Here is a 25,937-nt window from a genome sequence, read left to right on the forward strand (position 1 = left end):
GAATAGTATGTTACTTAAACAAAAAGTCTATATTAGCCTCATTTTAGCCATTGTTGTGCCTTTAGCTGCTTCTACATTTTTATTTTCAAATAGTATCCAAAGTCATATAGGCGATAAGCTCGCAAAAGTAGACTTACCTACAGCGCTTAGCGAAGTGAAAAATAAAATTGAGTTAGAGCTTTCTACTCCCATTATTGTTGCTAAAGAAATAGCGCAAAATTCATTTGTTAAACAGTGGATAGCTAACGGTGAATCCGAGCAATCACAAGCTGACTATATAAATTATTTAGCGAGTATTAAAAAGAATAACAAAGCTGTTATTACTTATATTATTTCCAAAAATACTAATAACTATTACACCGATACGGGCATTTCGAGAAAAATAGATAGAACAGACGAAGCCTGGTTTGATCAGTTTTTATCATCAAATAAATCATTCGAAATTGCTTTAGATATAGATAAAGGCTCGAATAGTATGGTGGTATTTATTAACCATGCATTAGAAATTGATGGTGAGCGTACGGCGATTACCGGTGTGGGGCGGTCGCTCGATTCTATGATTAATTTAGTTAATGAATACCGTATTGGTGAGGCGGGTGTCGTGTATTTGGTCTCTGATGATGGTGAGGTGATGCTTCACAGCGACAGAGATAAAATGGGTCAGAAAATTAATATTCGTGATATTAAAAACGGTGCTATTGTAAATAAACAAATTGGCGATGAAGATTATGTTGTTTCAAGCACGCCTGTAGAATCATTAGGTTGGCATTTAGTGGCCGAAATTCCTGAGGATCAACTCTATGGGCCTATTAATAGTGCGATTCATAGTAATTTATTATTTGGGGTTATTATTGCTGTTATAGGCCTGGTGCTAGCTAGGGTATTAGTTGCGCAAATATTTAAACCTATTGAAAATATTACCACAGCGGTTAATTCGTTAACTAAAAAAGATGGTGATTTAACTGCTAGGTTACCTACAGACGATAACAATGAAATATCTGAGTTGGCGGCAAACTTTAATTTATTTTTAGAGCAATTGCATAGTATGTTTAAGCAAGTGTCAGATTCTGCTAATCATGTAAAAAGTATTTCGCAGAATGTGCTAGTGCAAGTCCAAGGGGCAGCTAATTTGGCTGAAGTGCAATCATCAAGCACACAAACGGTTGCAGCTGCGGTTAATGAAATGGAAGTAACCGTCCAAGATATTTCTAACAGCGCTAGTAATGCCTCTGATATAGCAACTACTACAGAGGAAACCACTCACAAAGGGGTTGAATTTGTTAATGGCACCATAAAACACATGGAGCAGTTAGAAACGGCCATGGCCACCTCGGTTGCTTCCGTTACTGAGCTCTCTAGTGAAATAAAATCTATTACGCAAGTGCTTGATGTAATTAAGGCTATATCTGAGCAAACCAATTTATTAGCGCTTAATGCTGCCATAGAGGCTGCGCGTGCAGGGGAGCATGGTCGAGGTTTTGCTGTAGTTGCCGATGAGGTAAGAACGCTGGCTATGCGTACCGCTGAGTCTACTGAGCAAATAAACGAAATGATTGATTCACTAAATAACAAAGCATCAACGACGGTATCAGCCATTGAGCTTGGTAGTAAAAATACCTTAGAAAACGCAGAACGCTTAAAAATAACGGGCAGTACGTTAACAGGTATATCGCAGGAAATAGTGACTTTAAGTGAGCTAAACAGTTCGGTTGCTACAGCAACACGTGAACAAACATTAGCGACTTCAGAGATTAGTCAAAATGTGGTGATGATTTCTGACTCGGCAGAGCAAACAAAGCAAAATATGAAAAATTCCGAGCAGCTATGTAATGGCTTGAATAAGGAGTCGAATATATTAAAAGACTTGCTTGGTAAATTTACATTATAAAAAGTTAAAGCTTTAAACTATAAAGCGCGTTGTAACTCAGTTATAACGCGCTTTTTTTGTTTAATTTTTACGGTATATCTCGTGTTGAATATCGTAAATATTAACGCTTAAGCTGTCTGAATCGCGACAGTAGGTTTTTAAACACTCCAGCAGGCTTTCACTAAGCATTTGCTTTTGCTCAATCGAGCGCCCTGACATTATATGTGCCGCAATATGAATAAATCCTTCTTTACCTGCACCTAGTTGATACTGCTGGTAAGCAATGGCACGGGTTTTGATAGTTTCTAAATCGAATAAGCCACTTTGAAAAGTTGCATTGTGTACTTTTTCTACGAGTACTTGAGGGAGAACAGGAAGGTCTTCTGAGTGTTCAATAATAATATGCGGCATTAAGCATTTCCTATTGTAAGTTACTGCATGGGTGTGGGCGCAATTGTAGCAAATACAGTGTTCTGCGCTAACCCCTGAGGTATTGAAAATCTTTACTCTAAAGTAATTATTTTTGATGGTAGTATAAAAACAGACACGTGAACCTTCGCTTAGCTTATAAAGCAAAATTAAGGATTAATATGAAATTACCGCAAAATTTTAAACGTTTAGCTGTGCTACTAAGTGCAGTTGTTACATTAAGTGCTTGCTCTGACGATGTTGCATCAGTGAGCTTAGGTCTATTTACTACTAAAGATGTGGTGGTTAATTCGCAGCAAGACCCGCTAGTAAAAGGTGTTACATGTCATATTAGTCATATTGAGGCCGATTTAGATTTTTCAGATCCCTCCGATATGTCTATAGCGTGTCGTCAAACGGGGCCGATTACGGAGGATCAATTACAAGCTATAGATCGCAGTAAGTCGGGAGAGGTGGTATTTAAATCATCTAAAAGTATTTTATTTAAATCATTAAAAGTACGCCGTATTTACGATGCACAAAACCGTACGTTACTGTACTTATCGTACTCAACAAAAGAATCCAGTGGTAGTCATCATCATGCGCTATCAACTGTACCACTTTACAATACCCAAGCGTGGGATTGGGCGCTTAAACAAGAATAAGAGCACATTATGTTAGCGTTATTTAAAACAAAGCCACTGCTTGAGCAGGCAGAGCAGCAGTGGTTAATTGATACCTTTATTTGGGCGGTAGAAAACTTTGATGCCAGTTTTTTTACAAAGCACACTCAAATAATATTGCCAACGGCTAAATACTTCCCTGACTCGGTGTCGAGTATTGAAGAGATGGCTACAAATGTATTTACCCGTGTGCGCGATTACGCTGGTATGAGCGCATGGCCAATACAACTAGTAGCACCACAGCAATTGCAGCCGCAAGTATTTCCTCACTTTGAATTTAGTGAGCAACTACGAGGTGATACAAGCCAGCTTATAGTACCGCCAAGCCATGCGATTAATATCTCGTTTAATCCTAATCAAATTAATCAGCCTCAAGATTTAGTGGCAAGCTTTGCAGGTACGTTAGCGACCATACTTATACACCATGTTGCAGTACTACCACCAGGGGGTAAAGGCTACCTGCCACAAGCTGCTGATGCACTGGCATGCTTTTTAGGTTTTGGTGTAATGATGAGCAACACAGTGTATCAATTTAAAGGAGGGTGTGGCTCGTGTTATAACCCCTATGCTAATCGCGAGGCTAAACTTAGCGAAACACATACGGTATTTATGCACGCGTTAATTAGCTACTTTAAAAACGATAAAGAGTCTAAAAAGCACTTAAAGCCGCATTTACGAAGCCAATTTAAAAAAGCTCAGAAAGAAATTAAAGCCTTAGTAGACAACTCAGCTAATCCGTTATTACTCGCCTATGCACCAAATTAAATTGGATACTTGTGAATTACTTAGATGAATTTTTGCTTATTGCTATTGCACACTTTTTTGCCGTAGCGAGCCCTGGGCCAGACTTTGCTGTGGTACTTAAACAAAGTGTACAGCAAGGTAGGCGTAATGCTTTATGGACGAGTGCAGGCGTTGGCGCCGCTATTTTGCTGCACGTTGGCTATTGCGTATTAGGCGTTGCACTTATTTTAACGCAATCACCTAATTTATTTATGGCGCTTAAATACCTCGCAGGAGCTTATTTGGCATATTTAGGTGTGCAAGCGTTAAGAGCAGCAAAACCGCCAGAAAATACGAGCGATACTATAGAAAACAAAACCGTGCTTGAGGAAAGTGTGTGGCTTGCCTTTAGGCGTGGCTTTGTAACTAATGCGCTAAACCCTAAAGCGACACTCTTTTTTATGTCGTTATTTACCTTAGTAATTAGCGTAACTACCCCTACTAGCGTGCAAATAGCGTATGGCGTTTATATGGCATTGGCTACCTGGGTGTGGTTTTCAATGCTCTCTTTGATACTTTCAAAGCCTGGTGTTCGGGGCTTTTTTCAAAAAAGTGGTTATTGGTTTGACCGCGGTATTGGCGTTATTTTAATAGCGTTAGCTATTCGCGTTGTAATTTAAATTAATAAGAGCAGGAGTAAACATGCCTATTTATAATTTTTCGTTTGGATCAAATATGTCGTCCAACCGCTTACTTGCACGCTTACCGCAAGCTAAACGTGTTGGTACAGCGGTATTAAAAGGCTACGAGCTTACCTTTAATATGTTATTTAAAGATGGGTCGGGTAAATGTAGTATTCAAAAAAGCGATGATAAAAACGCGTTAGTGTATGGTGTTGTTTATGAAGTTAATGAAGCAGAAAAAGCAATTTTAGATACTATTGAAGGTCCAGGGTACGATTGCGTTGCAATTAAGCCAACACTTTTAGATGGCGATCAAATAGAGGCGCATTGCTATATAGCCAATACGCACGATAACGATGTACTGCCATATGACTGGTATATTCAGCACGTTCATCGCGGAGCACTTGAGGCGGGCGTACCAAAAGAATACAGTGATGCAATACTTAATCGGCCGCATAAAAGCGATACTAATAAAGAGCGCGCCGATATTGAATTTGCAGTCCATCAAAAATAATAAGGATAACCATGACATTAACTAAATTAGCCAGCTTTGCCTTGCTTGCAAGTGCCACCTTTAGCAGTTGGGCACAAATAAATACCAATAATTTAGAAGAGGTAATTAAAACTTCAATGGCGCGCTTTGACGTACCCGGTATGGCTGTAGCGGTAGTGCAAGATGACCAAGTAGTATTTGCTAAAGGTTTTGGTGTTAGTAACTTAAATACTAACGCACAAGTAAACAAAGACACGCTATTTGGTATTGCTTCAAACACAAAGGCATTTACCAGCGCAGCGCTTGCTAAATTAGTTGATGAAGGCAAGTTAAGCTGGGATGACAGGGTAATCGATCACTTACCTGAATTTAGATTATATGACTCATACGTAACCCGTGAAATGCGTATTCGTGATTTATTAAGCCACCGCAGTGGATTAGGCCTTGGGCAAGGCGATTTAATGATTTGGCCAAGCACCGATAAATCTATAGAGGATATTTTAGCAGGGCTAAAGTATTTAAAACCGGCAAGCAGCTTTCGTAGCCAATATGCTTATAACAACTTAATGTTTGTCACCGCAGGTGAGGTTGTTGCGCGTGTGTCGGGTATGAGCTGGAACGATTACATCGAAAACAATATATTAAAGCCGCTGCATATGGATAACTCGCGCGCGGGTTTTTCACGTATTCCTAAAAGTAATAAAAACTGGGCAATAGGGCACATTCCTATGGATGGCAAGCTTAACCCATTTTTTGTTAATTACTTAGAAGACTTTAGAGGTGCAGGTGCTATTGCATCTAGCGTAAGCGATATGAGCCAATGGCTACGCACGCAATTAGCGGGTGGTAAAATGCCAAACGGCGAGCAACTATTTAGCGAAAAGCAACAAGCGCAAATGTGGCATCCGCATATTACCTCTATGGCATCTAAAAGTGCATTTGAAGCGTATCATCAGCAATTTAGAGGATATGGACTGGGTTGGAGCATTGAAGATTACCACGGCTTTAAAAAGTTGGGTCACGGTGGTGGTATTTTAGGTATGGTATCGCAAGTCACGTTACTACCAGAAAAAAAGCTTGGTATTGTAATTTTATCTAATCAGCAAGCATTTAGTGCGCTTTCGGCGGTTACTCATGAAGTGCTTGAAGATGCCCTAGAACTTGAAGATAAAGACTGGGTAGAAGATTTAGCTGATAAGCATTTTGCCGGTAAACAAAAAGCTTATGCGAATGCTAAGCCCGATGCACCAGCAGACTACCAGCCACAGTTACCTAATATTAATTACACCGGCACCTTACATGATGACTGGTACGGTGATGTAATTGTTGAGCAGTTAGATGGCAAATTACGCATTGATTTTACGCATACCAAACGCTTAAAAGGCACACTTGAGCATTATACGGGTAATACATTTATTGTTAAGTGGGATGAAAAACTATTAGAGGCTGATGCGTTTATTCGTTTTGAAATGAGCCCACAAAACCGTGTAAATAGCGCCAAAATGCGGGCGGTATCAACCGCTGTTACCGACTTTAGCTTTGATTTTAGAAACTTAAACTTAAAAGCAAAATAGTAATTTACTAAGGTCTGTTGACCTTTGCGGGTTTAACCTGAAAGTTCAACTGGCCCTAATGCTATACACCAAAGTCGCAAAGCCACCCTTAGGTGGCTTTGTTATATTAAACGCTCATACTAGTTTGCTTAGGAGCATTTTATGCGTACTGCAGTTATTTCACACCCTCATTGCCGTAAACATAAAATGATTGACGATCACCCCGAGTGCCCAGAGCGCTTAGATGTTATTACCGACCGGTTACTCGCCAGCGGCGTAGATGTTGGCTTAACTCACCTTCAGGCACCTAAAGCAAAACGCGAAGATTATTTATTAGCGCATGATGAGTCGTTAGTTAACCTTGTTGAGCGCTTAATTCCTCAAGAGGGATTAAATAACCTCGATGGCGACACATGGTTATGCCCTGATTCGTTAAAAGCAATTGAGCGCGCTGTTGGCGCTGGGCTGTTAGCTGTAGATGAAATACTTGCAGATAACCTCGATGCCGCTTTTTGTTCTGTTCGCCCGCCGGGGCATCATGCAAATGCACATTCATCGTCTGGTTTTTGCGTATTTAATAATTTAGCCATTGCTGTTAAGTACGCCCAAAGCAAAGGGGTTAAACGTATTGCTGTTGCTGATTTTGATGTACACCATGGCAATGGCACGCAAGACATTTTTATTGACGATGAAAACGTATTACTTTGTTCGTTATTTCAATATCCGTTTTACCCAAATACAGCCGTAAAAAATAATAACCATATTGTTAACTCGCCTTTGCCGATAGCCAGTAATGGTGAAGGTTTAAAAGAGGTATTTAATACCCAATGGTTGCCCAAATTGAAAGCATTTAAACCTGAGCTGTTATTTATAAGTGCGGGGTTTGATGCACACTTAGAGGATGACATGGCAAGTTTAAAGTTTGTAGAAGATGATTATATTTGGCTAACACAGCAGTTGTGTAACGCTGTTAAAGACAGTGGTTGCAAGGGCGTTATATCATACCTTGAAGGCGGTTATGCGCTATCAGCTTTAGGAAGAAGTGCTGTAGCGCATATTAAAGTACTCACCGAGCTTTAAATAAAGAGAAAACTTATAACCCTAGTAAATCAAATGCCTGCGTAGTGCTTAGCGTTTTAATTTTACCTAAGCAACATTGGCCTTCATTTAATAAATAAGCTGTAACTAACTGCGCAAGCTGCTCCCCAGATGGTGCAGGGCAAGCAGTGCCTTGTAAATCAAGATAGTTACCTTGTTTATTAAGTACGCGTACGACGTTTAGCTCACTTTGCGTAACGCTGTGTAAGCACTCCTGCTGCTCTTGTTGGTTATGCGCTATCTCAAGCTCATTATAAATAACTAATATCTGTGGGAAGCTGTTTAGCATAGCGTGTTAGCCTACAGTTACTTCGTAAGAGGTAAATTTACGAATATTAATAACGCCGTTATCAAAAATTAAATATTGCCCTTTAATACCTTGTAAAACACCGCTTACAACCGGGTTTTTATCAAAGTTAAACGAGCTTATTTTAGTTGGGTATTCTGTTACCGGAAAGTTTAAATCAACCACGTCTTCATCAAGTTGCTCTATAGCGGTTGCACCAAATAGCTCACTTAGCTCGTTTAGTTTATCGCTGATTTGTGGAATAAGTTCAGCGGCGGCGGCTTTTAAGTCTATTGCTTCGTTTTGGCCTTTTAACATATTGCGCCAATTGGTTTTATCGGCAATAAACTCGGCTAATGCAACCTCTACCAAGCCCGACTGCAAGCGTGTTTGCACTTTAAAAATAGGTAAAGCCTGAGTAGCACCTTGGTCAACCCAACGTGTAGGTATTTGTGTATGGCGCGTAATGCCTACTTTTAACCCCGAAGTATTAGCTAAATAAACATAATGTGGGATCATGCAGTTTTCTTCGCCCCACTGTGGCTCTCGGCATGTACCTTGGTCGTAGTGGCAGGTTTCTGGCTTCATAATACACATGTCGCAGCTAGCAAGCTTACGCATACATACAAAGCAATGACCCTGAGAGTAACTCTTTTTAGTTTTTTTACCGCAGTTAGAGCATAAAATAGTACCGCTAAAAGTAAGCGTGAGTTCTTTACCTATGTATGCATTTAAATCAACTAGCTCGTCGCCAACCGGAAGGTGATACTGAACCGGCTCTGTTAAGCTCGATTTTAATTTACGCAAAGTGCCTTGCATCTTTACTTGGCCCCTAAAGATGTTAAAAAGAGGAGTCTAACATTTTTAAGCTATATTGGCTTTTTAAGAAATGCAAATAGTCATCAAAGGGAAGGGGTTTTGCATATAAGTAGCCTTGTGCGCGGTCGGCACCCATTTCTTTTAATAAGTGATGTACCTCTTGGGTTTCTATTCCCTCGATAGTAATAGATAAACCAAGGTTATGCGCCATATCTATAGCAGTTTGAACAATGACTTTGTGCCCTGCATTATTAATTAAATCAAATACAAATGACTTATCTACTTTTAACTCGGTAAAGCGATAGTTAACTAAATAGCTCAATGAAGAATAACCTGTACCAAAGTCATCAAGTACCACGCGTACACCTAAATCAGATAGCTCATTTACTAATGAAATAAGTGCTTCATGGCTTTCAACAAGCGCAGATTCGGTTAATTCAAATTTAAGTAAATGCGCAGGAACCTGATATTTTATAAGTATGTTTTCTACTTTTTCGGCTAAATTTTTTATAGATAGATTTTTAGCGCTTAGATTTACACTAATGGGGTGAACGGTGTGACCCTCTTGAGTAAGTTTGAGCAAATCTTTACAGGCACGCTCAATAACCCACAGCGTTAACTCATTAATAATACCAGTATGTTCGGCAAGTATAATTAGCTCTTCTATGGATACCCTTTTAAAGGCTGGGTCTGGCCAGCGAAGTAGGGCCTCAGCACCGTTAACTTGATTGAAATTCAATCCTATTTGAGGCTGATAATACAAAGCTAGCTGATCTGATTTTATAGCATTTTGTAATTTAGCTGCGAGCGATACATCCATTAGAAGGTTACTTCCATTTGGGGTGCTTACAACCAAGTCGTTATTGTTTTTAGCCTTTTTAAGGGCTAGATATCCGCGTTTTAGCCAATACTCAAAGTCGTCACTTTTACCTGCGTTGCTTATACCAATATTATAAGTAAGCTGCAGGTTTAGCCCTTGTATTTCATATTGCTTTGATAAGCTATTAATTATTTTAATGAGCGCTGCTTCAAGGGATTGCTGATTTTGATTTTTAGTTGAAATACACGCAAATACACCACTGCCTAAATCAGCTAACCGAGGGCTGTTATTAAAATCTATATCTAGATTCGCAAATTCACGTTCGTGGCTAAGTTCTAGCTCTATTTGTTTGGCTACATGCTTGATTAATGTATAGCCCTGCGAAGGGGTAATAATGGTATTTAGGGAGTTGAAATGGCGAATTTTAATTAAGCATAAGGTCGTGTTTCTACCCTGTAATTGCAGGGCCATAAAAGCTTGCTTTAGCTTAGCACTGTTAAGTAGCTTAGTTTGTTGTGTATGTGTTGCATGATAAAGCGCTCGCTCTCGCTGGTAGCGAACTCTATCGGCAAGTGCCATAGCCATTAAAATAACTTCACACAAAATAGCGACTAAAAAAGCATGTCGGATTGCAAAGCTATACGCTAAAAAGCCGGTTAGTTCTAACGGCTGTATCGCAGCACCTATAATCAAAGGTATCCACGAAAATACATAAAACTTAGCCCATCTAAACCCTGTACGTAATTTGTTATAGATTAAAATAATACACACAACATATAAAAGGCTAAGCACACAAAAAAAGACTGGAGCTGCTATGTATTCGGGTAAGAATAGTGTGGCTATTGAGAGTAAAAATATTAAAAACAATAGCGCTTTACTCAGTTTATAACGCCAGCATTTATCTTTGTGGTAGCGTAAAAACATCGTACAAAATGCCAGTGTAAAAAACGCCATTGCATAGTTAGTAAAAATAACTTTTTCGTGTAAAAACAACTGAAGCTCTAGAGGCCACAAATAAAAGCCAAAGCCCATAACAACGCCCATTAAACAAAGAGCACTCATTATGTAACCTATATAAATAAGGTAAACACGGTCTTTAATACCAAAATAAAGCACTAGGTTATAAAGAGCAGCCATTAGCAATACGCCGGCAAATATTCCCCAAATACCTGTTTGCGAACGAACTAAGTCTACAAATTCTTTGTAACGATAAAGATTTACAGGCGTTTTACTAATACCTATGGTGTCTATTTTAATCGCTAAGCGTTCTATTGATTTACTCGGTAGTGAAAAGCGGATGTGAGGCACACTGTATTGAAATAAAGAAAGTGATTCTTCTTTATCGCCTAATTTGTATGTTTCAATAAGCTCATTGTTTGGCGTAAGACGGTAAATACTTAAGTGATCGACCATTGGGTTGTCAAAATGAGCAACAATGTCTTGTTCATATAAACTTTTATTTTCTAAATCTATAAATAACCAATAGTTTTGCTGTTTAAAACTCCAAGGGATGTCGGAGAAGGATTTATTAGTCAGTTGATTAGGGCTTGCAATAATATCTTTGAGGGAGCCTGTTTTATTTTCATCAATATAATAGGCGTAATCTAAATATACAGGTGTAGTTTTTCCGACGGTGTAGCGTGTAGGCACGACTAGATTTGACGCTAGTGTGCTAATAATAAAAAATATAAAAACCAATATGGCTACAGCCACCCCGTGATAACGTAAAGTTTTTGTTTCCAACGCTGTACACTTGTAATAACTATTTGCATAAGTGTAGCACTAAAAAAGCGCAGATAAACTGCGCTTTTTTAGTTAAATTTTTAGGGCCTGCTTATCCTTCAGGATTAAAATTTGTTCTAACTAGGGACGATTTAATCGTGGCGCGAGGTTTGTAACCTAGTGGGCTAAGTAAAAACCGAGCAACAAAGAGTTAATCGTCCCTAGGACGAACCTTCGTGCAGCGTGTGTTTGGTATTTATACTGCGTTATCGCCTATTTATGGGGAATAACCACACTACATAGGCTCTGCCTTGCCTAAATACCAAACACACTGCTGCAAATTTAACCTCGAAAGATAAACAGGCCCTAAGTTAAACCAATAACTTAGTTACAGACTATTGCTCGCGAGCAATCGCTCGGTAGGCAATATCAGTACGATATTCCATACCTTCCCAGCTAATTTGTTTTACCAGCTCGTATGCGCGCTGCTGAGCCTCAGTTACGGTATTACCAAGTGCTGTTGCACATAATACACGTCCGCCTGCGGTAACAACATTTTCGCCATCTTGCTTAGTACCCGCATGAAATACTTTTTCATCAGCAGGGTAGTTAACTTTAAGGCCCGAAATAGCATCACCTTTAGGGTAGTCACCTGGGTAGCCTTTTGCTGCAAGTACAACACCTACTGCTGCACGCGAATCAAACTCGATAGTGGTTTTATCAAGCTCTACACGGTTAGCAGCTTCAATTAACTCAACTAAATCTGATTGAAGGCGTAACATCATAGGTTGTGTTTCAGGGTCACCAAATCGACAGTTGTATTCAATAACTTTAGGGGTGCCCGTTTCGTCAATCATTAAACCAGCGTATAAAAAACCAGTGTACGGGTGGCCTTCGCTTGCCATACCTTCTACCGTAGGGAAGATCACTTCGTTCATAATGCGCTGGTGGATTTCGTCGGTAACAACTGGGGCTGGAGAGTAAGCACCCATACCACCTGTATTTGGACCGGCATCGCCATTGTAAGCACGTTTATGATCTTGGCTAGTTGCAAACGGTAAAACGTTTTTGCCATCAACCATTACGATAAACGACGCTTCTTCGCCTTCTAAAAACTCCTCAATTACTACACGGCTACCAGCATCACCAAAGGCATTACCGGCGAGCATATCGCGAATAGCATCTTCAGCTTCTTGTTGCGTCATTGCAACAATAACGCCTTTACCTGCGGCTAAACCGTCAGCTTTAATTACAATTGGCGCACCTTTTTCTTTTAAATAAGCAAGGGCAGGGTCAATTTGTTCAAACGTTTGGTAATCGGCGGTTGGTATAGCATGGCGTGCTAAAAAGTCTTTGGTGAACGACTTAGAGCCCTCAAGCTGAGCTGCGCCCGCTGTTGGACCAAATATAGCCATGTTATGTTCACGAAACTTATCTACAACACCTAATACTAGTGGTATTTCAGGGCCAACAATGGTGAGTTCCACATTGTTTTGCTGTGCAAAGTTTAATAAACCATCTAGGTCTTCAACGTTAATAGCAACGTTTTCTAATTTAGGCTCAAGCGCAGTGCCTGCATTACCTGGGGCTACAAAAACTGTGTTTACTTTGCTGTTTTGAGCGGCCTTAAACGCAAGTGCGTGTTCGCGGCCGCCGCTGCCAATGACTAATACATTCATGGCGTACTATTCCTATTTAAAGCGGTTTTTTAAATTTCAGCGTCATACGGTCACTTTCACCAATAGCTTTGTATTTGTCAGCGTCTTTTTCGCCAAGACGTAAGCTAGGTGGTAGCGTCCACACTCCCTTAGGGTGGTCGGCTGTATCTTTTGGATTTGCGTTAATCTCACTTGTTGCAACCAGTTCAAACCCAGCTTTTTTAGCTAAGTCGACTACGTAGCTTTGCTTCATGTAGCCTGTTGATTTTTGATCCTCATCAGCACGGCTTTCATCTAAGCGATGCTCAACTACACCTAATGTGCCACCTGGTTTTAGCGCTGTGTAAAAAGACTTAAATGCACTTAATGCGCCCTCAGTGTCTTTCCCCATGTACCAGTTATGTACGTTACGAAAGGTTAATACCATATCGGCTGTACCCGCTGGGGCTATATCAGTGTGTGTTAAAGGGGCAAATTCAGAAACTTCTACTTTACTAAAGCGCTCGTCTTCGGCTACTTTTTTCTTAAAGGCAGCTAGAGAGCGCTGGTAGTAACCTACAGATGAATCGCTAGGAAAATGCGCAGCATAATACAGGCCTTGCTCTTTAAGCGCTGGCGCTAAAATTTCACTGTACCAACCACCGCCTGGCGCAATTTCAACAACGGTCATTGTTGGTTTAAAACCAAAAAATGCCAATGTTTGCTCAGGGTGACGATATTCATCACGAGCGCTATTTTTAGCGCTACGTTCGCTTGATTGAACTGCATGGCTAAGGCTCGACTCATGATTGTGGCTAAGTGCCACTGTGGAAGTGAGCGATAGCGAGGCTACTAGTAAGGTCTTAAGTGCAAATTTCATCGTTTGTTCCTTCACATCAAAATTAAGGTTATAGAATAACCAGAATACGTGAATTGATTGCAAACAAAAAGGGTTAAACGCTGTGTTTAACCCTTTGTGTGATTAGTGGCGGAAATGGCGCATGCCAGTAAACACCATGGCCATACCAGCTTCGTCAGCTGCGGCGATAACTTCTTCATCGCGCATTGAGCCACCTGGTTGGATTACAGCGGTAATACCAGCCTCTGCTGCTGCATCAATACCATCACGGAATGGGAAAAACGCATCCGACGCCATTACTGAACCTGGCACTTCTAGGTTTTCATCAGCGGCCTTAATACCTGCAATTTTTGCAGAGTAAACACGGCTCATTTGGCCTGCGCCTACGCCGATAGTCATACCGTCGCGGGCATAAACAATCGCATTTGATTTAACAAACTTAGCGACTTTCCAGCAAAATAGTAAATCTTTAAGTTCTTGCTCAGAAGGCTGGCGCTTAGACACTACTTTTAAGTCGCCTTGGGTAACCATGCCTAAATCACGATCTTGTACTAAAACACCGCCGTTTACGCGTTTAATGTCGTGGCCCGTTGCTTTGCCAGTCCATTGTCCACACTCTAATAAGCGTACGTTCTTTTTAGCTTCAACAATTTTTGCTGCTTCGCTTGAAATGCTAGGGGCAATAATCACTTCAACAAATTGGCGGTCAACAATGGCTTGTGCTGTGGCTGCATCAAGCTCACGGTTAAAGGCAATAATGCCGCCAAACGCTGATGTTGGGTCTGTTTTAAATGCACGTTCATAAGCGCTAAGGATATCGTCGCCAATTGAAACACCACATGGGTTTGCGTGTTTAACAATAACACACGCAGGTACATCAAATTCTTTAACACACTCAAGTGCGGCATCGGTATCTGCGATATTATTAAACGAAAGCGCTTTACCTTGTAGCTGAGTAGCTGTTGCAACGGATGCTTCACTTACATCGTTTTCAACGTAAAAAGCAGCATCTTGGTGTGAGTTTTCACCGTAACGCATATCTTGCTTTTTAGTGAATTGCATATTGATAGTACGTGGGAATTTAGTGTCTTCAACGGCTTCTTCAGTGTAATCAGGAACCATTTTACCAAAGTAGTTAGCAATCATGCCATCGTATTGAGCTGTGTGCTCATAGGCTGCAATGGCTAAATCAAAACGTGTTTTATACGTAGTTGAGCCATTGTTGTTTTGCATTTCGCTAATCACACGCTCGTAATCGCTTGCGTTTACCACAATCGTTACGTCTTTGTGATTTTTTGCGGCTGCGCGAACCATTGTCGGACCGCCAATATCAATGTTTTCAATAGCATCTTCAAGGCTGCAGTTTTCTTGAGCGACAGTATTCGCAAAGGGGTATAAGTTAACTACAACAATATCGATAGCAGAGATGTTGTTATCTGCCATTACGCTTTCATCTTGTCCGCGACGAGCTAAAATGCCGCCGTGAATTTTAGGGTGAAGGGTTTTTACGCGACCATCCATGATTTCAGGATGACCTGTGTGATCTGATACTTCAGTCACTTTTATGCCGTTATCAGCAAGGAGTTTACACGTACCGCCAGTTGATAAAATATCTACACCTTGCGCTTCAAGTGCGCGGGCAAATTCAACAATACCGGTTTTATCAGACACACTTAATAGTGCGCGACGAATGGGACGATGAGTATCCATTGTAGTTTGATTTCCTCAGTTAATGAGCTAGCTTAGAAGCGGGCATTTTAACTGATTACTACTCAAAAAACGACTTATAAAGCGCCAATATGCGTGAGCATTTTGCAATTTGGTTAATAAATTGCAGGCATAAAAAAAGCACCCAAAGGTGCTTTTTTTTGCATGATACCAATTGTATTGGATTAGTAAGCAGTTATAACGATAGAAAAACAAGTCTATAACAAGGCAAAAATTTTACAGTGTAGTTATTCTACATAAGAAATTTTTAACGCCGTTATGGGCTTGTTTAGCTCGTTAGAATGCTTACGCTTTCAATATAATTGGTATTAGTTCATGCCGTATTTTTTAAGCTTTTTACGTAAAGTACCACGGTTGATACCTAGTAAAATTGCCGCACGAGTTTGGTTGCCACGTGTGTATGTCATTACTTCTTCAAGTAATGGCGCTTCTAGCTCTGAAAGAACAAGGTCGTAAACGTCTTGCACATCTTGACCGTTAAGCTGCTTTAAATAGTGGTGAACAGCTTTCTTTACTGCATCACGCAATGGCTGCGGTTTCTCGTGTGACTGAACATGAGGGTTTGTGATAAATGGAGAAGTCACGTTTTGTTCGAACATTATTTAATCTCTTTCTTTCTTAGTTAGCTGCTAGTGTTTTAAAGTATTGCTTTAATGCGTCAACCTGTGCCTGTGGGTTGTCGAGCGCATTAAATACTCGCCTAAACTGACCATCACTGTCATGGGTTTGCAAATACCAAGATACATGTTTGCGAGCAATCCGCGCTCCCATTGGCTCACCGTAAAACGCATGGAGGTTTTCTAAATGCTCCATTAAAATACTGCGTACCTCTGAAATAGCAGGCGGCTGTAAGTGTTCTCCAGTTCGCAAATAGTGGTCTATCTCCCTAAATATCCAAGGGCGACCTTGGGCGGCTCGGCCAATCATAATGGCATCTGCACCCGTATAGTCCAAAACCTGCTTTGCTTTTTCTGGTGATGTAATATCGCCATTTGCAACAACAGGTATCGACACTGAGCGTTTTATATCCCTAATCGTGTCATATTCTGCTTCACCTTTGTACATGCATGCGCGTGTGCGCCCATGTACGGCAAGTGAGGCTATGCCATAACGCTCAGCTATTCTCGCAATCTCTACACCATTACGGTTATCCTGATCCCATCCTGTTCGGATTTTAAGTGTGACTGGGATATCAACAGCATTTACCACTGCATCAACTATCTCTTCCACAAGTTCAGGAAACTGTAATAAGGCAGAGCCTGCGAGTTTCTTGTTCACTTTTTTTGCTGGGCACCCCATATTGATATCTATGATCTGTGCACCGTTTGCAACATTGAATTGTGCGGCCTGCGCCATAAGCTCAGGATCTGCTCCTGCAATTTGCACCGCGCGTATACCCGATTCACCGCTGTGATCCATACGGTTCATCGACTTTTCAGTTTTCCAAACCTTAGGGTTTGACGATAGCATTTCAGACACAGCTAGCCCCGCACCTAAACGGCGACAAAGTTGTCTAAATGGTCTGTCTGTAATACCTGCCATTGGCGCGACTATTACATTATTCTCAAGTTGGTATGAACCGATACGCACTGTATTCAATAGGCCTCTTTTCAAGGGGCGCTAAGTTTACGGTTTTTTTAGGAAAAATCAAAGGCTATAAATTGAACAAAAGTGACTTTTTTTTGCCCTTTTCGTATTGACATTTGATAACCGCATGACAAGTAGGTTGATTTGTTTGAAATTTATACAGGTTTTATTTTTTACACAATAATTAGAAAAAAAATAATATGTAAAAAAATAGTAAAGCCTGTTAAATACAGGCTTTACATGCGGGTTTTGAGTTAATACTCTAAATTTGCTCTTATCAGTTGTTAGGCTTTTTTAGCGCCGCTAACTCGCGTCCAATCACCTTCAATGGCAATATCATCTAGCTCAATAAAGGGTGCATAAATATCAGCTACTGACTGAGCTTGTTCTTCTAAAATACCTGACATGGCAATTTTGCCACCTGGCTTTAGCAAACCTAAAATCACACTGTGCAATTCGCGAAGTGGTTGCGCTAAAATATTAGCCACTACTATATCGGCGGTAAACTCAGGTTGGTTTTCTGGAAGATACACTTCTAACTTGTCTGCAACGCCGTTACGATTAGCATTATCTAAGCTTGCTTCAAGTGCTTGCGGATCAATATCAATCCCAATCATGCGCTCAGCGCCAAGTTTAATAGCAGCGATACCTAAAATACCTGAGCCACACCCAAAGTCCACTACGGTTTTACCTGTTAGGTCTTGGCTTTCTAACCATTTAAGACATAGAGCTGTTGTTGCATGCGTACCGGTACCAAATGCAAGGCCTGGATCAAGTAATACATTAACAGCATCAGGGTCAGGAATGTCGCGCCAGCTTGGGCATATCCATAGTTTTTCGCCAAATTGAATAGGGTGGAAATTATCCATCCATTCACGCTCCCAGTCTTTATCTTCGAGTTGCTCAATTTTATATACAAGCGAGTCTTTAATTTCATCATGGCGCTTTAATAATGCAACCACAGCGTTCATATCGTGATTAGCTTCAAACAGGCCAATTACAGTAGTGTCTGCCCAAAACTCGACAGTGCCAATTTTAGGCTCATAAATAGGCGTGTCTTTTGCGTCAATAAAAGTAACAGAGGCGCTGCCTGCTTCCATTAGTAAGTCGCTTACAGCATCTGCGGTTGCGGCGTTGGCATTGATACGGATTTGGATCCAAGCCATGGTTGTTTCCTTGAAATAGAAAAAAGGCCGCTACAGCGGCCTTTTTAGTTTATATGAAGCGCTAAATTATTTAGCGTCTAAAAAGCTTTTCAGTAAATCTGAGCGAGAAGGGTGGCGTAATTTACGCAGCGCTTTCGCTTCTATTTGACGAATACGCTCACGTGTTACATCAAATTGCTTACCTACTTCTTCTAAGGTGTGGTCGGTATTCATATCAATACCAAAACGCATACGTAGTACTTTAGCTTCACGCGCTGTTAAGCCCGCTAGTACATCGTTAGTTGCGCCACGAAGAGATTCCATTGTTGCCGAGTCAATTGGCGAATCAATAGTGGTATCTTCGATAAAGTCACCTAAGTGCGAATCTTCATCATCACCGATTGGTGTTTCCATTGAAATTGGCTCTTTGGCAATTTTAAGTACCTTACGGATTTTATCCTCAGGCATCATCATGCGTTCTGCTAATTCTTCTGGATTTGGCTCACGACCCATTTCTTGTAACATTTGACGAGAAATACGGTTAAGTTTATTAATCGTTTCTATCATATGTACCGGAATACGGATTGTTCTTGCTTGGTCAGCAATTGAGCGAGTGATTGCTTGGCGTATCCACCACGTAGCATAAGTTGAGAACTTATAACCACGGCGGTATTCAAACTTATCTACCGCTTTCATTAAGCCAATGTTACCTTCTTGGATTAAATCCAAGAACTGTAAGCCACGGTTTGTGTATTTTTTAGCAATTGAGATTACAAGACGTAAGTTAGCTTCAACCATTTCTTTTTTCGCACGGCGGGCTTTCGCTTCACCAATGCTCATTCTACGGTTAATGTCTTTAATACGCTCTATGCTTAAACCTGTTGTTTGCTCGATAACAGATAATTTGTTGATACAACGAATTATCTCAGGCTTAACCTCTTCAAGCTTGGTCGAATGCTTTTCATTAGCACTGATTTCTACGTCAATCCAAGAAGCATCAGTTTCATTATTAGCAAAGTGCTTAATGAACGTTTTCTTAGGTAACTTAGCAATTTGTACCGCTTGTTTCATGATAAGACGTTCTTGAATACGAACTCTGTCCATCATTTCACGCATGTTATTAACCATGCGATCAAACTGTTTAGGTACTAATTTGAATGTTCTGAACAACTCGCCAATTTCGAAAATAGCAGCTTGAGACTCAGGGTGTGAACGACCTTTAGAATCAAACGTATCACGTGCTTTGTTATATAAATCACGTAAGTTTTCAAAGTGTACACGTGCCTCTTCAGGATCTGGGCCAGTATCTACTTCTTCTTCGTCTTCATCATCGTCACTGTCTTTGTCATCGTTGTCATCATCGTCATCAAGTTGTTTTTCACTTAATTCTGAACCGATGTTAGTCGCTGATATTGGCGCGTCATCTTCGTTAGGATCAATAAATCCAACGATAATATCGCTTAAGCGCATTTCTTCAGCTTCAAACTTATCCCACTGCTCTAGCAGGTAAGTAATTGCTTCAGGGTACTCTGCAACAGAAATCTGTACTTGGTTGATACCTTCTTCAATACGCTTAGCGATTACAATTTCGCCTTCACGTGTTAGAAGTTCAACAGTACCCATTTCGCGCATGTACATGCGAACCGGATCCGTTGTGCGGCCGATTTCTTTTTCTACAGTTGCAAGTGCTGCAGCGGCAGCTTCTGCTGCGTCTTCGTCTGTCGTTGTTTCTTGCATCATTAATTCATCGGCATCAGGCGCGTTTTCGCTAACCTTGATACCCATGTCATTAATCATGCTAATGATATCTTCTACTTGATCTGAGTCTATAATGTCTTGTGGAAGGTGATCATTTACTTCTGCAAAAGTTAAGTAGCCTTGCTCTTTACCTTTTTGAATCAGAAGTTTTAATTGTGACTGAGGAGTTGGATCCATAGAGATTGTTTCTTCCACTCTGATAAGTTGATACAACAGGCGCCATCATGTAGTTTGCATTAAAGCCAACTAGAATAATGTGACGCAGTGAATAGCACAGTATAACAGTTTAAATCAAATCTGACTAGCTGTTAGTGGCTTTTAACGCTGTCATTAGCAAATGACATTCAAGTCTTTCGTCGCTATTAAGACCTTGTGTCTTGTCCTTTATTAATAGGGTCTCGAGTCGATAATTTAAACACTGATCTTCAATAAATTTAAAAGTATTTTTAAAAACAGTCTCTAAACGCTCTTCATTTATTTGATGTTGCCATGTTGCAAGCTTAATTAATGGCTCGTAGTCATCCGTATCTCTAAAACACTCGAGCAACTGAGCGGTAGTTACTTCTTCTTTTTGCAAAGCTTGCTCTTGTAGTCGAAGTAATAAACCAATGCCAGCAATATTCATTTGCGCAAGCTCTGGTAAGTACGGCACGCTTTTGGCTAAATCAGGGTGCTGAATTAATATGCCGATTGCCTGACGCATAGGCGTTATTTTAAATTTTCGTTCAATAGAGTGTTGTTGCTTTGGTGTTTTTAAGCGGCTATTAAGTTGCTCTCGAGTTCGACCAATCAAGCGCCCTAATTGTTCCAAAATATTTTCTTGATAAAACTCACTCGGAATTTTTTCAATAAGAGGCAGCGCAGCACTTAGTAATTTAGCTTTACCGGAGTCGAGTGTTAAATCAACTTCTTGGCTAAGTTTGTTAAATAGTACCTTGGTAAAGTCATCTGCTTGACTAAGGCGTTGTTCAAATTGCTCTTTCCCTTCTTTTTGTACGAGGGAATCAGGGTCTTCACCGTCAGGTAAAAATGCAAACTGTAATGCTTTACCGTCGTTTAAATAAGGGAGTGCGTTTTCAAGCGCTCGCCATGCAGCATCACGGCCAGCTCTGTCGCCATCGTAACAACAAATTACCTTGTCTGTGGTTCTAAACAAAGTGTGCATATGTTCGCTTGTGGTTGCGGTCCCTAGTGCGGCAACAGCGTATTCAATTCCTTGTTCTGCAAGCGCAACGACGTCCATATAACCTTCTACAATCATTACATGGTCGAGTTTTTTATGAGCTTGCTTTGCTTCATATAGCCCATATAGCTCAAAGCCTTTATGAAATATTCGAGTTTCAGGAGAGTTTAGGTATTTTGGACCTTGGTCTGCCTGCATTACACGTCCGCCAAAGGCAATAACGCGTCCACGTTTATCGCGTATAGGGAACATTAACCGGTCGCGGAAAAAATCAAACTGTCTACCAGGCGTTTTTTCAGAGGCAAGTTTTAGTTCTACTAATTGCTCTTTTTGTTCTTTGTTACGGCCAAGCTGTAAACATAATCCATCCCATTCACTTGGGGCGTAACCAATCATAAACTTTTTAACAGTTTCGCCGCTTAAACCACGGCCTTTAACATACTCAATTACAGCTGCTGAGTTACTATGGTGCTTTAATTGGTGCTGATAAAATCGCGCAGTGTGCAGCATTAAATCGTAGTCTGAGCGTTTTTGGGCTGCTGTGCGCTCCGGAGCTGAGCTGTTACCTTGTTCTCGTGGTACATCTAAGTTTAATAAACTGGCAAGTTCTTCAATGGCATCAACAAACTCTAGTTTGTCGTACTCCATAACAAACGATATTGCATTGCCATTCGCACCACAGCCAAAACAATGATAAAACTGCTTGTCTTGCGATACAGTAAATGAGGGCGATTTTTCGTTATGAAATGGACAGCAGGCTTGATAATCTTTACCGGCTTTTTTAAGGCCAACTTTAGAGTCGATGAGTTCGACAATGTCGGTTCTGGCAAGTAAATCGTCTATAAAATTACGTGGGATCTTTCCAGCCATTAGTAAAATAAAGTCCTGAGATAATAAGAAGAATAACGAAAACGAAATGTACGTTTAGTGCCAAATAAAGCCTATTTAACTTACCAAAACATACTGTAAATAAATAGGGCAGTACACATAAATTTCAATAGTTAAATCGAAACATGTAAGCGTATCTAATTAGCTTGTTGTTAGGTTAATTAAAGCTAAAAACAAAGAAACCGAGCGCTAGGCTCGGTTTGCTTCAATCATACTTTAATGTATGTGGGCGTATGTTAGGCAGTTAATCGTTGCTTAATTAAACCAGAGATTTTGCCCATATCGGCGCGACCTTCAGCTTTGCTTTTGATTATACCCATTACTTTACCCATGTCTTGCATACCTGCTGCGTTAGTATCAGCAATAGCCGCATCAATGAGAGCAATTATTTCTTCTTCACTCAATTGTTGAGGTAAAAAAGTTTCAAGTGCTACTATTTCATTGGCTTCAATATCAGCTAAATCATCACGCCCAGCATCTTTGTACTGAGTGTAAGAGTCACGACGTTGTTTAACAAGCTTCACTATAACTGAGGTAATACCCGCGTCGTCTAGTGTAATTTGCTCGTCAATTTCACGTTGCTTGATAGCAGCAAGTACCATACGAATAGGGTTAAGACGTTGTTTGTCTTTAGCTCGCATCGCATCTTTTTGCGCATCTTTTAGCGTTATTAAAAGGCTCATTTATACAAGACCTAATATATTAGTATAATTTAACGCGACGTGCGTTATCACGAGAAAGTTTTTTCATGTGACGTTTAACTGCAGCAGCTTTTTTACGCTTACGCTCAGCTGTTGGCTTTTCATAGTGCTCGCGACGACGAACTTCTGAAAGGATACCTGCTTTTTCACATGAACGCTTGAAGCGACGAAGTGCTACGTCAAACGGTTCGTTCTCTCTTACTTTAATTACTGGCATTAAAAATTCACCTACCTAAATTATGAGCGTTGCTCAAGTTGATCAAACATTGATCAAGTGGTTCAAAAATGGTGCGGTATTGTAATCCGAAGCAACACCACATGTAAAGGATAATATTAACAGAAACGCATCATCTAAAACAGTATTAATTTGATTGACGTTGATATAGCCTGCAGAACACTTGCCCCGCCTTTTTTTCTTTTATTAACAGCCAGTTATTGGGTTGTTGAAACGTACTTAACTCGGTTTCTACTTCTACATAAATGAGTGCTTCGCTGCTTAGCCATTGGTTTTTTTCTAATAAATCGCATGTTGTTTGTGCTAAATCTTTGCGAAACGGCGGGTCAACAAATACTAAATTAAATGCCTCATTTGTATTTTTTTGTTCTAAATGACTCAAAGAATTAGTGTGTTTTACCTGTGCATTTTCAAGCTTTAAGGTGCTGATGTTTTGTTCTAATTGTTTAGCCGCAAACTTATCTAGTTCAATGAAGGTGGTGCTTTTTGCAAAACGTGAGAGCGCTTCAAAACCGAGCCCGCCAGAACCTGCAAAACAATCAAGTACATTAGCGTCGCGGGTATCTTGCATTAACCAGTTAAACACCGTTTCTTTAATTCTATCGGTGGTCGGGCGTAAACCTTCTACATTTTTGACTGGCAATTTACGGCCTCTAAATTGGCCGCTTATAACTCTTATAAAACCATCGCTGGATTTGCTAATAGCTTTATTTTGTGACGTTTTATTTCTCATTTAGCTCACTAAAAAATGGTATATGGTATCTAGCTCAGATAATATTGCAGCAGATTACGTGTAGCTTCATTTTTCAACCGTATGAAAAGTGTTACTATGGAGCACTTACGTTTTGAATGGTTGTTTTACTAGCATCGATTGCTAGGCATCGCCAAGCTATTTCAAATTTTAGTTTATCAGATTTTTATAAGTGGTTATTAGCAAGTATGGCAAAAAAAAGTAAATTCATGTCGTGGTTCGGTTTTGGCAAGTCAGATAAAAAAGAAGCAGAGCAAAAAGCAGAAGCTGATAAACAACAAGCATTAGCGCAAGAGCAAGCCGAAAAAGCTGAGCAAGAACGTATAGCAGCAGAGCAGGCTGAGGCTGAGCGTTTACAAGCAGAAGCAGAGACTGAGCGTTTAGAGCAGGAGCGTATAGCTAGTGAGCAGGCTGAAGCTGAACGTTTAGCTCAAGAAAAGCTAGCACAAGAGCAAGCACAAAAGCTTGAGCAAGAACGCCTATATGAAGCAGAACAAGCCGAAAAACGAGCTATAGAGCAAGCTAATGCCGAATTATTAGCAAAGCAAGATGCTGATGCAGCAGCGCAAAAGCAAGAACAAGCTAAACGGCTAGCTGAGCAAGAAACACAAATGCGCTTAGAGCAGGAGCGCATTGCTGCAGAAAAAGCAGAGTCGGAGCGATTAGAGCGAGTTCGTCTCCAAGAGCAAGAAGCTGCAAATGCAGAAAAGCTTGCAATAGATAAAGCAAATGCACAATTGCTTGCAAAAGAGCAGGCTGATGCTGAGATACAACGACAAGAACGAGAGCAGCGCCTAGCTGAGCAAGAAGCTCAAATGCGTTTAGAGCAAGAACGTATAGCCGCTGAAAAAGTTGAGAATGAACGCTTAGAGCAAGAGCGTATTGCGGCTGAAAAAGTTAAGAGTGAACGTTTAGAGAAAGAACGACTTGCCGCTGAAGAAGCCGAGAATGAGCGTTTAGAACAAGAACGACTTGCAGCTGAAAAAGCCGAGAATGAGCGTTTAGAACAAGAACGACTTGCCGCTGAAGAAGCCGAAAATGAACGTTTAGAGCAAGAACGGCTTGCAGCTGAAAAAGCCGAGAATGAACGTTTAGAGCAAGAACGGCTTGCAGCTGAAAAAGTCGAGAGTGAACGTTTAGAGCAAGAACGACTTGCAGCTGAAAAAGCTGAGAATGAGCGTTTAGAGCAAGAACGCATTGCAGCTGAAAAAGCCGAGAATGAACGTTTAGAGCAAGAACGCATTGCAGCTGAAGAAATCGAGAATGAACGCTTAGAGCAAGAACGTCTTACTGCTGAGCTTGCAAAAGATGAAGCAAAACAAGCAGAAAAACCAAAAAAAGAAGGGTTTTTCTCTCGTCTTAAAAAAGGCTTATTAAAAACTCGTGTAAATATAGGCTCTGGCTTTGCTTCAATCTTTAGTGGTAAAAAAATTGATGACGAGTTATTTGAAGATCTTGAAACACAGCTACTTACCGCCGATTTAGGTGTTGATACCACCATGAAGTTAATCGATAGTTTAACTGATGCAGCTGATCGAAAGCAGCTTAAAGATGGTGATGCCTTATATGAGCTAATGAAGCAAGAAATGGCTGCGATGCTAAAAACTGCTGAGCAGCCTTTAGTTATCAATAAAGATAAAAAGCCGTTTGTTATTTTAATGGTCGGTGTGAACGGAGTTGGTAAAACAACCACGATTGGTAAGCTAGCTAAGCAATTTCAAAACGAAGGTAAATCGGTCATGCTTGCCGCAGGAGATACGTTTAGGGCCGCAGCTGTAGAACAGTTACAGGTTTGGGGTGAACGTAACAGTATTCCGGTTATTGCACAGCACACAGGTGCAGATAGCGCGTCGGTAGTATTTGATGCATTTCAAGCCGCGAAAGCGCGTAATGTTGATGTATTAATTGCTGATACAGCTGGGCGCTTGCAAAATAAAGATAATTTAATGCAAGAGCTTGAAAAAATAGCCCGTGTAATGAAAAAAATTGACCCAGATGCACCTCACGAAGTAATGCTTACTATTGATGCTGGTACAGGTCAAAACGCTATTAGCCAAGTAAACTTATTTAATCAATGTGTTGGTTTAACTGGTATTACACTTTCAAAACTTGATGGTACTGCAAAAGGCGGTGTTATTTTTGCGGTTGCCGATAAGTTTAATATTCCAATTCGTTACATTGGTGTTGGTGAAGGTATTGATGATTTACGCGCTTTTAAAAGCGATGACTTTATTGATGCGCTATTTAGCCAAGATGAGGACGACGTTTAATTTACCAAAAGAGGGAGCTAGCTCCCTTTTTAATTGCGAG

Annotated in this window: 23 protein-coding genes; 8 read left to right on the plus strand and 15 right to left on the minus strand. The window is 40.5% G+C overall.

Features of this window, described 5'->3' with window-relative positions; genetic code table 11:
* The first annotated feature begins 7 nt into the window (after positions 1-7).
* Entirely contained in the window at positions 8-1,888 is a 1,881-nt protein-coding gene (locus J8L71_RS00380; RefSeq protein ID WP_210998773.1) for a methyl-accepting chemotaxis protein, read from the plus strand.
* A 60-nt stretch (positions 1,889-1,948) separates the two neighbouring features.
* On the opposite strand, the gene J8L71_RS00385 is transcribed toward J8L71_RS00380, so the two are convergent.
* Entirely contained in the window at positions 1,949-2,278 is a 330-nt protein-coding gene (locus J8L71_RS00385) for a 5-carboxymethyl-2-hydroxymuconate Delta-isomerase (RefSeq protein ID WP_058549364.1), read from the minus strand.
* Positions 2,279-2,457: 179 nt separating this feature from the next.
* Here J8L71_RS00385 and J8L71_RS00390 point away from each other — a divergent pair, with 179 nt between their 5' ends.
* The 6 genes from J8L71_RS00390 to J8L71_RS00415 all read left to right on the plus strand — a co-directional run bounded on the left by J8L71_RS00390 (position 2,458) and on the right by J8L71_RS00415 (position 7,490).
* Positions 2,458-2,940: a CreA family protein gene (locus tag J8L71_RS00390; protein WP_210998774.1), complete on the plus strand. Its 483-nt coding sequence runs from the start codon at positions 2,458-2,460 to the stop codon at positions 2,938-2,940.
* Between the two features lie 9 nt (positions 2,941-2,949).
* Positions 2,950-3,723 carry a hypothetical protein gene (locus J8L71_RS00395; protein WP_210998775.1) on the plus strand — a complete coding sequence of 258 codons (774 nt, stop codon included), beginning with the start codon at positions 2,950-2,952 and terminating at the stop codon, positions 3,721-3,723.
* Positions 3,724-3,734: 11 nt separating this feature from the next.
* On the plus strand, positions 3,735-4,361 hold the full coding sequence (locus J8L71_RS00400; protein WP_210998776.1) for a LysE family transporter: 627 nt from the start codon (positions 3,735-3,737) through the stop codon (positions 4,359-4,361).
* A gap of 22 nt (positions 4,362-4,383) precedes the next feature.
* Entirely contained in the window at positions 4,384-4,878 is a 495-nt protein-coding gene (locus J8L71_RS00405; RefSeq protein ID WP_210998777.1) for a gamma-glutamylcyclotransferase family protein, read from the plus strand.
* A gap of 11 nt (positions 4,879-4,889) precedes the next feature.
* Positions 4,890-6,431 carry a serine hydrolase gene (locus J8L71_RS00410; protein ID WP_210998778.1) on the plus strand — a complete coding sequence of 514 codons (1,542 nt, stop codon included), beginning with the start codon at positions 4,890-4,892 and terminating at the stop codon, positions 6,429-6,431.
* 141 nt (positions 6,432-6,572) lie between these two features.
* Positions 6,573-7,490 carry a histone deacetylase family protein gene (locus tag J8L71_RS00415; protein WP_210998779.1) on the plus strand — a complete coding sequence of 306 codons (918 nt, stop codon included), beginning with the start codon at positions 6,573-6,575 and terminating at the stop codon, positions 7,488-7,490.
* Between the two features lie 13 nt (positions 7,491-7,503).
* Here the strand turns inward: J8L71_RS00415 and J8L71_RS00420 are convergent, their stop codons facing one another.
* The 14 genes from J8L71_RS00420 to rsmD all read right to left on the minus strand — a co-directional run bounded on the left by J8L71_RS00420 (position 7,504) and on the right by rsmD (position 23,609).
* Positions 7,504-7,797 (minus strand): hypothetical protein, encoded by a 294-nt coding sequence (locus J8L71_RS00420; protein WP_210998780.1) that lies wholly within the window; start codon positions 7,795-7,797, stop codon positions 7,504-7,506.
* 6 nt (positions 7,798-7,803) lie between these two features.
* Entirely contained in the window at positions 7,804-8,613 is an 810-nt protein-coding gene (locus J8L71_RS00425; RefSeq protein ID WP_210998781.1) for a DUF2797 domain-containing protein, read from the minus strand.
* A gap of 22 nt (positions 8,614-8,635) precedes the next feature.
* Complete coding sequence (locus J8L71_RS00430; protein WP_210998782.1) at positions 8,636-11,176, minus strand: EAL domain-containing protein; 2,541 nt, start codon at positions 11,174-11,176, stop codon at positions 8,636-8,638.
* Between the two features lie 374 nt (positions 11,177-11,550).
* Entirely contained in the window at positions 11,551-12,834 is a 1,284-nt protein-coding gene (gene purD, locus J8L71_RS00435; RefSeq protein WP_210998783.1) for a phosphoribosylamine--glycine ligase, read from the minus strand.
* A gap of 16 nt (positions 12,835-12,850) precedes the next feature.
* The gene (locus J8L71_RS00440) at positions 12,851-13,672 is read right to left on the minus strand and encodes a class I SAM-dependent methyltransferase (RefSeq protein WP_210998784.1); all 822 of its coding nucleotides are present in this window, start codon (positions 13,670-13,672) and stop codon (positions 12,851-12,853) included.
* A gap of 102 nt (positions 13,673-13,774) precedes the next feature.
* A complete protein-coding gene (gene purH, locus J8L71_RS00445; RefSeq protein ID WP_210998785.1) occupies positions 13,775-15,361 on the minus strand; it encodes a bifunctional phosphoribosylaminoimidazolecarboxamide formyltransferase/IMP cyclohydrolase in 1,587 nt (528 codons plus the stop codon).
* 326 nt (positions 15,362-15,687) lie between these two features.
* Positions 15,688-15,978, minus strand: a complete 291-nt coding sequence (gene fis / locus J8L71_RS00450) for a DNA-binding transcriptional regulator Fis (protein WP_002957804.1) — start codon at positions 15,976-15,978, stop codon at positions 15,688-15,690.
* A gap of 19 nt (positions 15,979-15,997) precedes the next feature.
* Positions 15,998-16,969, minus strand: coding sequence for a tRNA dihydrouridine synthase DusB (gene dusB, locus J8L71_RS00455; protein ID WP_171038382.1), 972 nt, complete (start codon positions 16,967-16,969; stop codon positions 15,998-16,000).
* Between the two features lie 281 nt (positions 16,970-17,250).
* Entirely contained in the window at positions 17,251-18,132 is an 882-nt protein-coding gene (gene prmA / locus J8L71_RS00460; protein WP_210998786.1) for a 50S ribosomal protein L11 methyltransferase, read from the minus strand.
* A gap of 66 nt (positions 18,133-18,198) precedes the next feature.
* Positions 18,199-20,046 carry an RNA polymerase sigma factor RpoD gene (gene rpoD, locus J8L71_RS00465; protein WP_210998787.1) on the minus strand — a complete coding sequence of 616 codons (1,848 nt, stop codon included), beginning with the start codon at positions 20,044-20,046 and terminating at the stop codon, positions 18,199-18,201.
* A 124-nt stretch (positions 20,047-20,170) separates the two neighbouring features.
* Positions 20,171-21,922: a DNA primase gene (gene dnaG, locus J8L71_RS00470; protein WP_210998788.1), complete on the minus strand. Its 1,752-nt coding sequence runs from the start codon at positions 21,920-21,922 to the stop codon at positions 20,171-20,173.
* Between the two features lie 254 nt (positions 21,923-22,176).
* Positions 22,177-22,623, minus strand: coding sequence for a GatB/YqeY domain-containing protein (locus J8L71_RS00475; RefSeq protein WP_007376027.1), 447 nt, complete (start codon positions 22,621-22,623; stop codon positions 22,177-22,179).
* A 19-nt stretch (positions 22,624-22,642) separates the two neighbouring features.
* Positions 22,643-22,858 (minus strand): 30S ribosomal protein S21, encoded by a 216-nt coding sequence (gene rpsU, locus J8L71_RS00480; protein ID WP_002957797.1) that lies wholly within the window; start codon positions 22,856-22,858, stop codon positions 22,643-22,645.
* A 145-nt stretch (positions 22,859-23,003) separates the two neighbouring features.
* Positions 23,004-23,609, minus strand: a complete 606-nt coding sequence (gene rsmD, locus J8L71_RS00485; RefSeq protein WP_210998789.1) for a 16S rRNA (guanine(966)-N(2))-methyltransferase RsmD — start codon at positions 23,607-23,609, stop codon at positions 23,004-23,006.
* Positions 23,610-23,815: 206 nt separating this feature from the next.
* Between rsmD and ftsY the strand changes: the two genes are divergently transcribed.
* Positions 23,816-25,897 carry a signal recognition particle-docking protein FtsY gene (gene ftsY, locus J8L71_RS00490; protein WP_210999334.1) on the plus strand — a complete coding sequence of 694 codons (2,082 nt, stop codon included), beginning with the start codon at positions 23,816-23,818 and terminating at the stop codon, positions 25,895-25,897.
* The last annotated feature ends 40 nt before the right edge of the window (positions 25,898-25,937 follow it).

Origin of the sequence: Pseudoalteromonas sp. MMG007 (assembly GCF_018100985.1) — a bacterium.
GTDB lineage: Bacteria > Pseudomonadota > Gammaproteobacteria > Enterobacterales > Alteromonadaceae > Pseudoalteromonas.

What these genes read in the sequence shown, in the direction of transcription:
- J8L71_RS00380 (WP_210998773.1), top strand. Translation starts at nt 8, where the DNA reads ATGTTACTTAAACAAAAAGTCTATATTAGCCTCATTTTAGCCATTGTT.
- J8L71_RS00385 (WP_058549364.1), bottom strand. Translation starts at nt 2,278, where the DNA reads ATGCCGCATATTATTATTGAACACTCAGAAGACCTTCCTGTTCTCCCT.
- J8L71_RS00390 (WP_210998774.1), top strand. Translation starts at nt 2,458, where the DNA reads ATGAAATTACCGCAAAATTTTAAACGTTTAGCTGTGCTACTAAGTGCA.
- J8L71_RS00395 (WP_210998775.1), top strand. Translation starts at nt 2,950, where the DNA reads ATGTTAGCGTTATTTAAAACAAAGCCACTGCTTGAGCAGGCAGAGCAG.
- J8L71_RS00405 (WP_210998777.1), top strand. Translation starts at nt 4,384, where the DNA reads ATGCCTATTTATAATTTTTCGTTTGGATCAAATATGTCGTCCAACCGC.
- J8L71_RS00410 (WP_210998778.1), top strand. Translation starts at nt 4,890, where the DNA reads ATGACATTAACTAAATTAGCCAGCTTTGCCTTGCTTGCAAGTGCCACC.
- J8L71_RS00415 (WP_210998779.1), top strand. Translation starts at nt 6,573, where the DNA reads ATGCGTACTGCAGTTATTTCACACCCTCATTGCCGTAAACATAAAATG.
- J8L71_RS00420 (WP_210998780.1), bottom strand. Translation starts at nt 7,797, where the DNA reads ATGCTAAACAGCTTCCCACAGATATTAGTTATTTATAATGAGCTTGAG.
- J8L71_RS00425 (WP_210998781.1), bottom strand. Translation starts at nt 8,613, where the DNA reads ATGCAAGGCACTTTGCGTAAATTAAAATCGAGCTTAACAGAGCCGGTT.
- purD (WP_210998783.1), bottom strand. Translation starts at nt 12,834, where the DNA reads ATGAATGTATTAGTCATTGGCAGCGGCGGCCGCGAACACGCACTTGCG.
- J8L71_RS00440 (WP_210998784.1), bottom strand. Translation starts at nt 13,672, where the DNA reads ATGAAATTTGCACTTAAGACCTTACTAGTAGCCTCGCTATCGCTCACT.
- purH (WP_210998785.1), bottom strand. Translation starts at nt 15,361, where the DNA reads ATGGATACTCATCGTCCCATTCGTCGCGCACTATTAAGTGTGTCTGAT.
- fis (WP_002957804.1), bottom strand. Translation starts at nt 15,978, where the DNA reads ATGTTCGAACAAAACGTGACTTCTCCATTTATCACAAACCCTCATGTT.
- prmA (WP_210998786.1), bottom strand. Translation starts at nt 18,132, where the DNA reads ATGGCTTGGATCCAAATCCGTATCAATGCCAACGCCGCAACCGCAGAT.
- rpoD (WP_210998787.1), bottom strand. Translation starts at nt 20,046, where the DNA reads ATGGATCCAACTCCTCAGTCACAATTAAAACTTCTGATTCAAAAAGGT.
- dnaG (WP_210998788.1), bottom strand. Translation starts at nt 21,922, where the DNA reads ATGGCTGGAAAGATCCCACGTAATTTTATAGACGATTTACTTGCCAGA.
- J8L71_RS00475 (WP_007376027.1), bottom strand. Translation starts at nt 22,623, where the DNA reads ATGAGCCTTTTAATAACGCTAAAAGATGCGCAAAAAGATGCGATGCGA.
- rpsU (WP_002957797.1), bottom strand. Translation starts at nt 22,858, where the DNA reads ATGCCAGTAATTAAAGTAAGAGAGAACGAACCGTTTGACGTAGCACTT.
- rsmD (WP_210998789.1), bottom strand. Translation starts at nt 23,609, where the DNA reads ATGAGAAATAAAACGTCACAAAATAAAGCTATTAGCAAATCCAGCGAT.
- ftsY (WP_210999334.1), top strand. Translation starts at nt 23,816, where the DNA reads ATGGCAAAAAAAAGTAAATTCATGTCGTGGTTCGGTTTTGGCAAGTCA.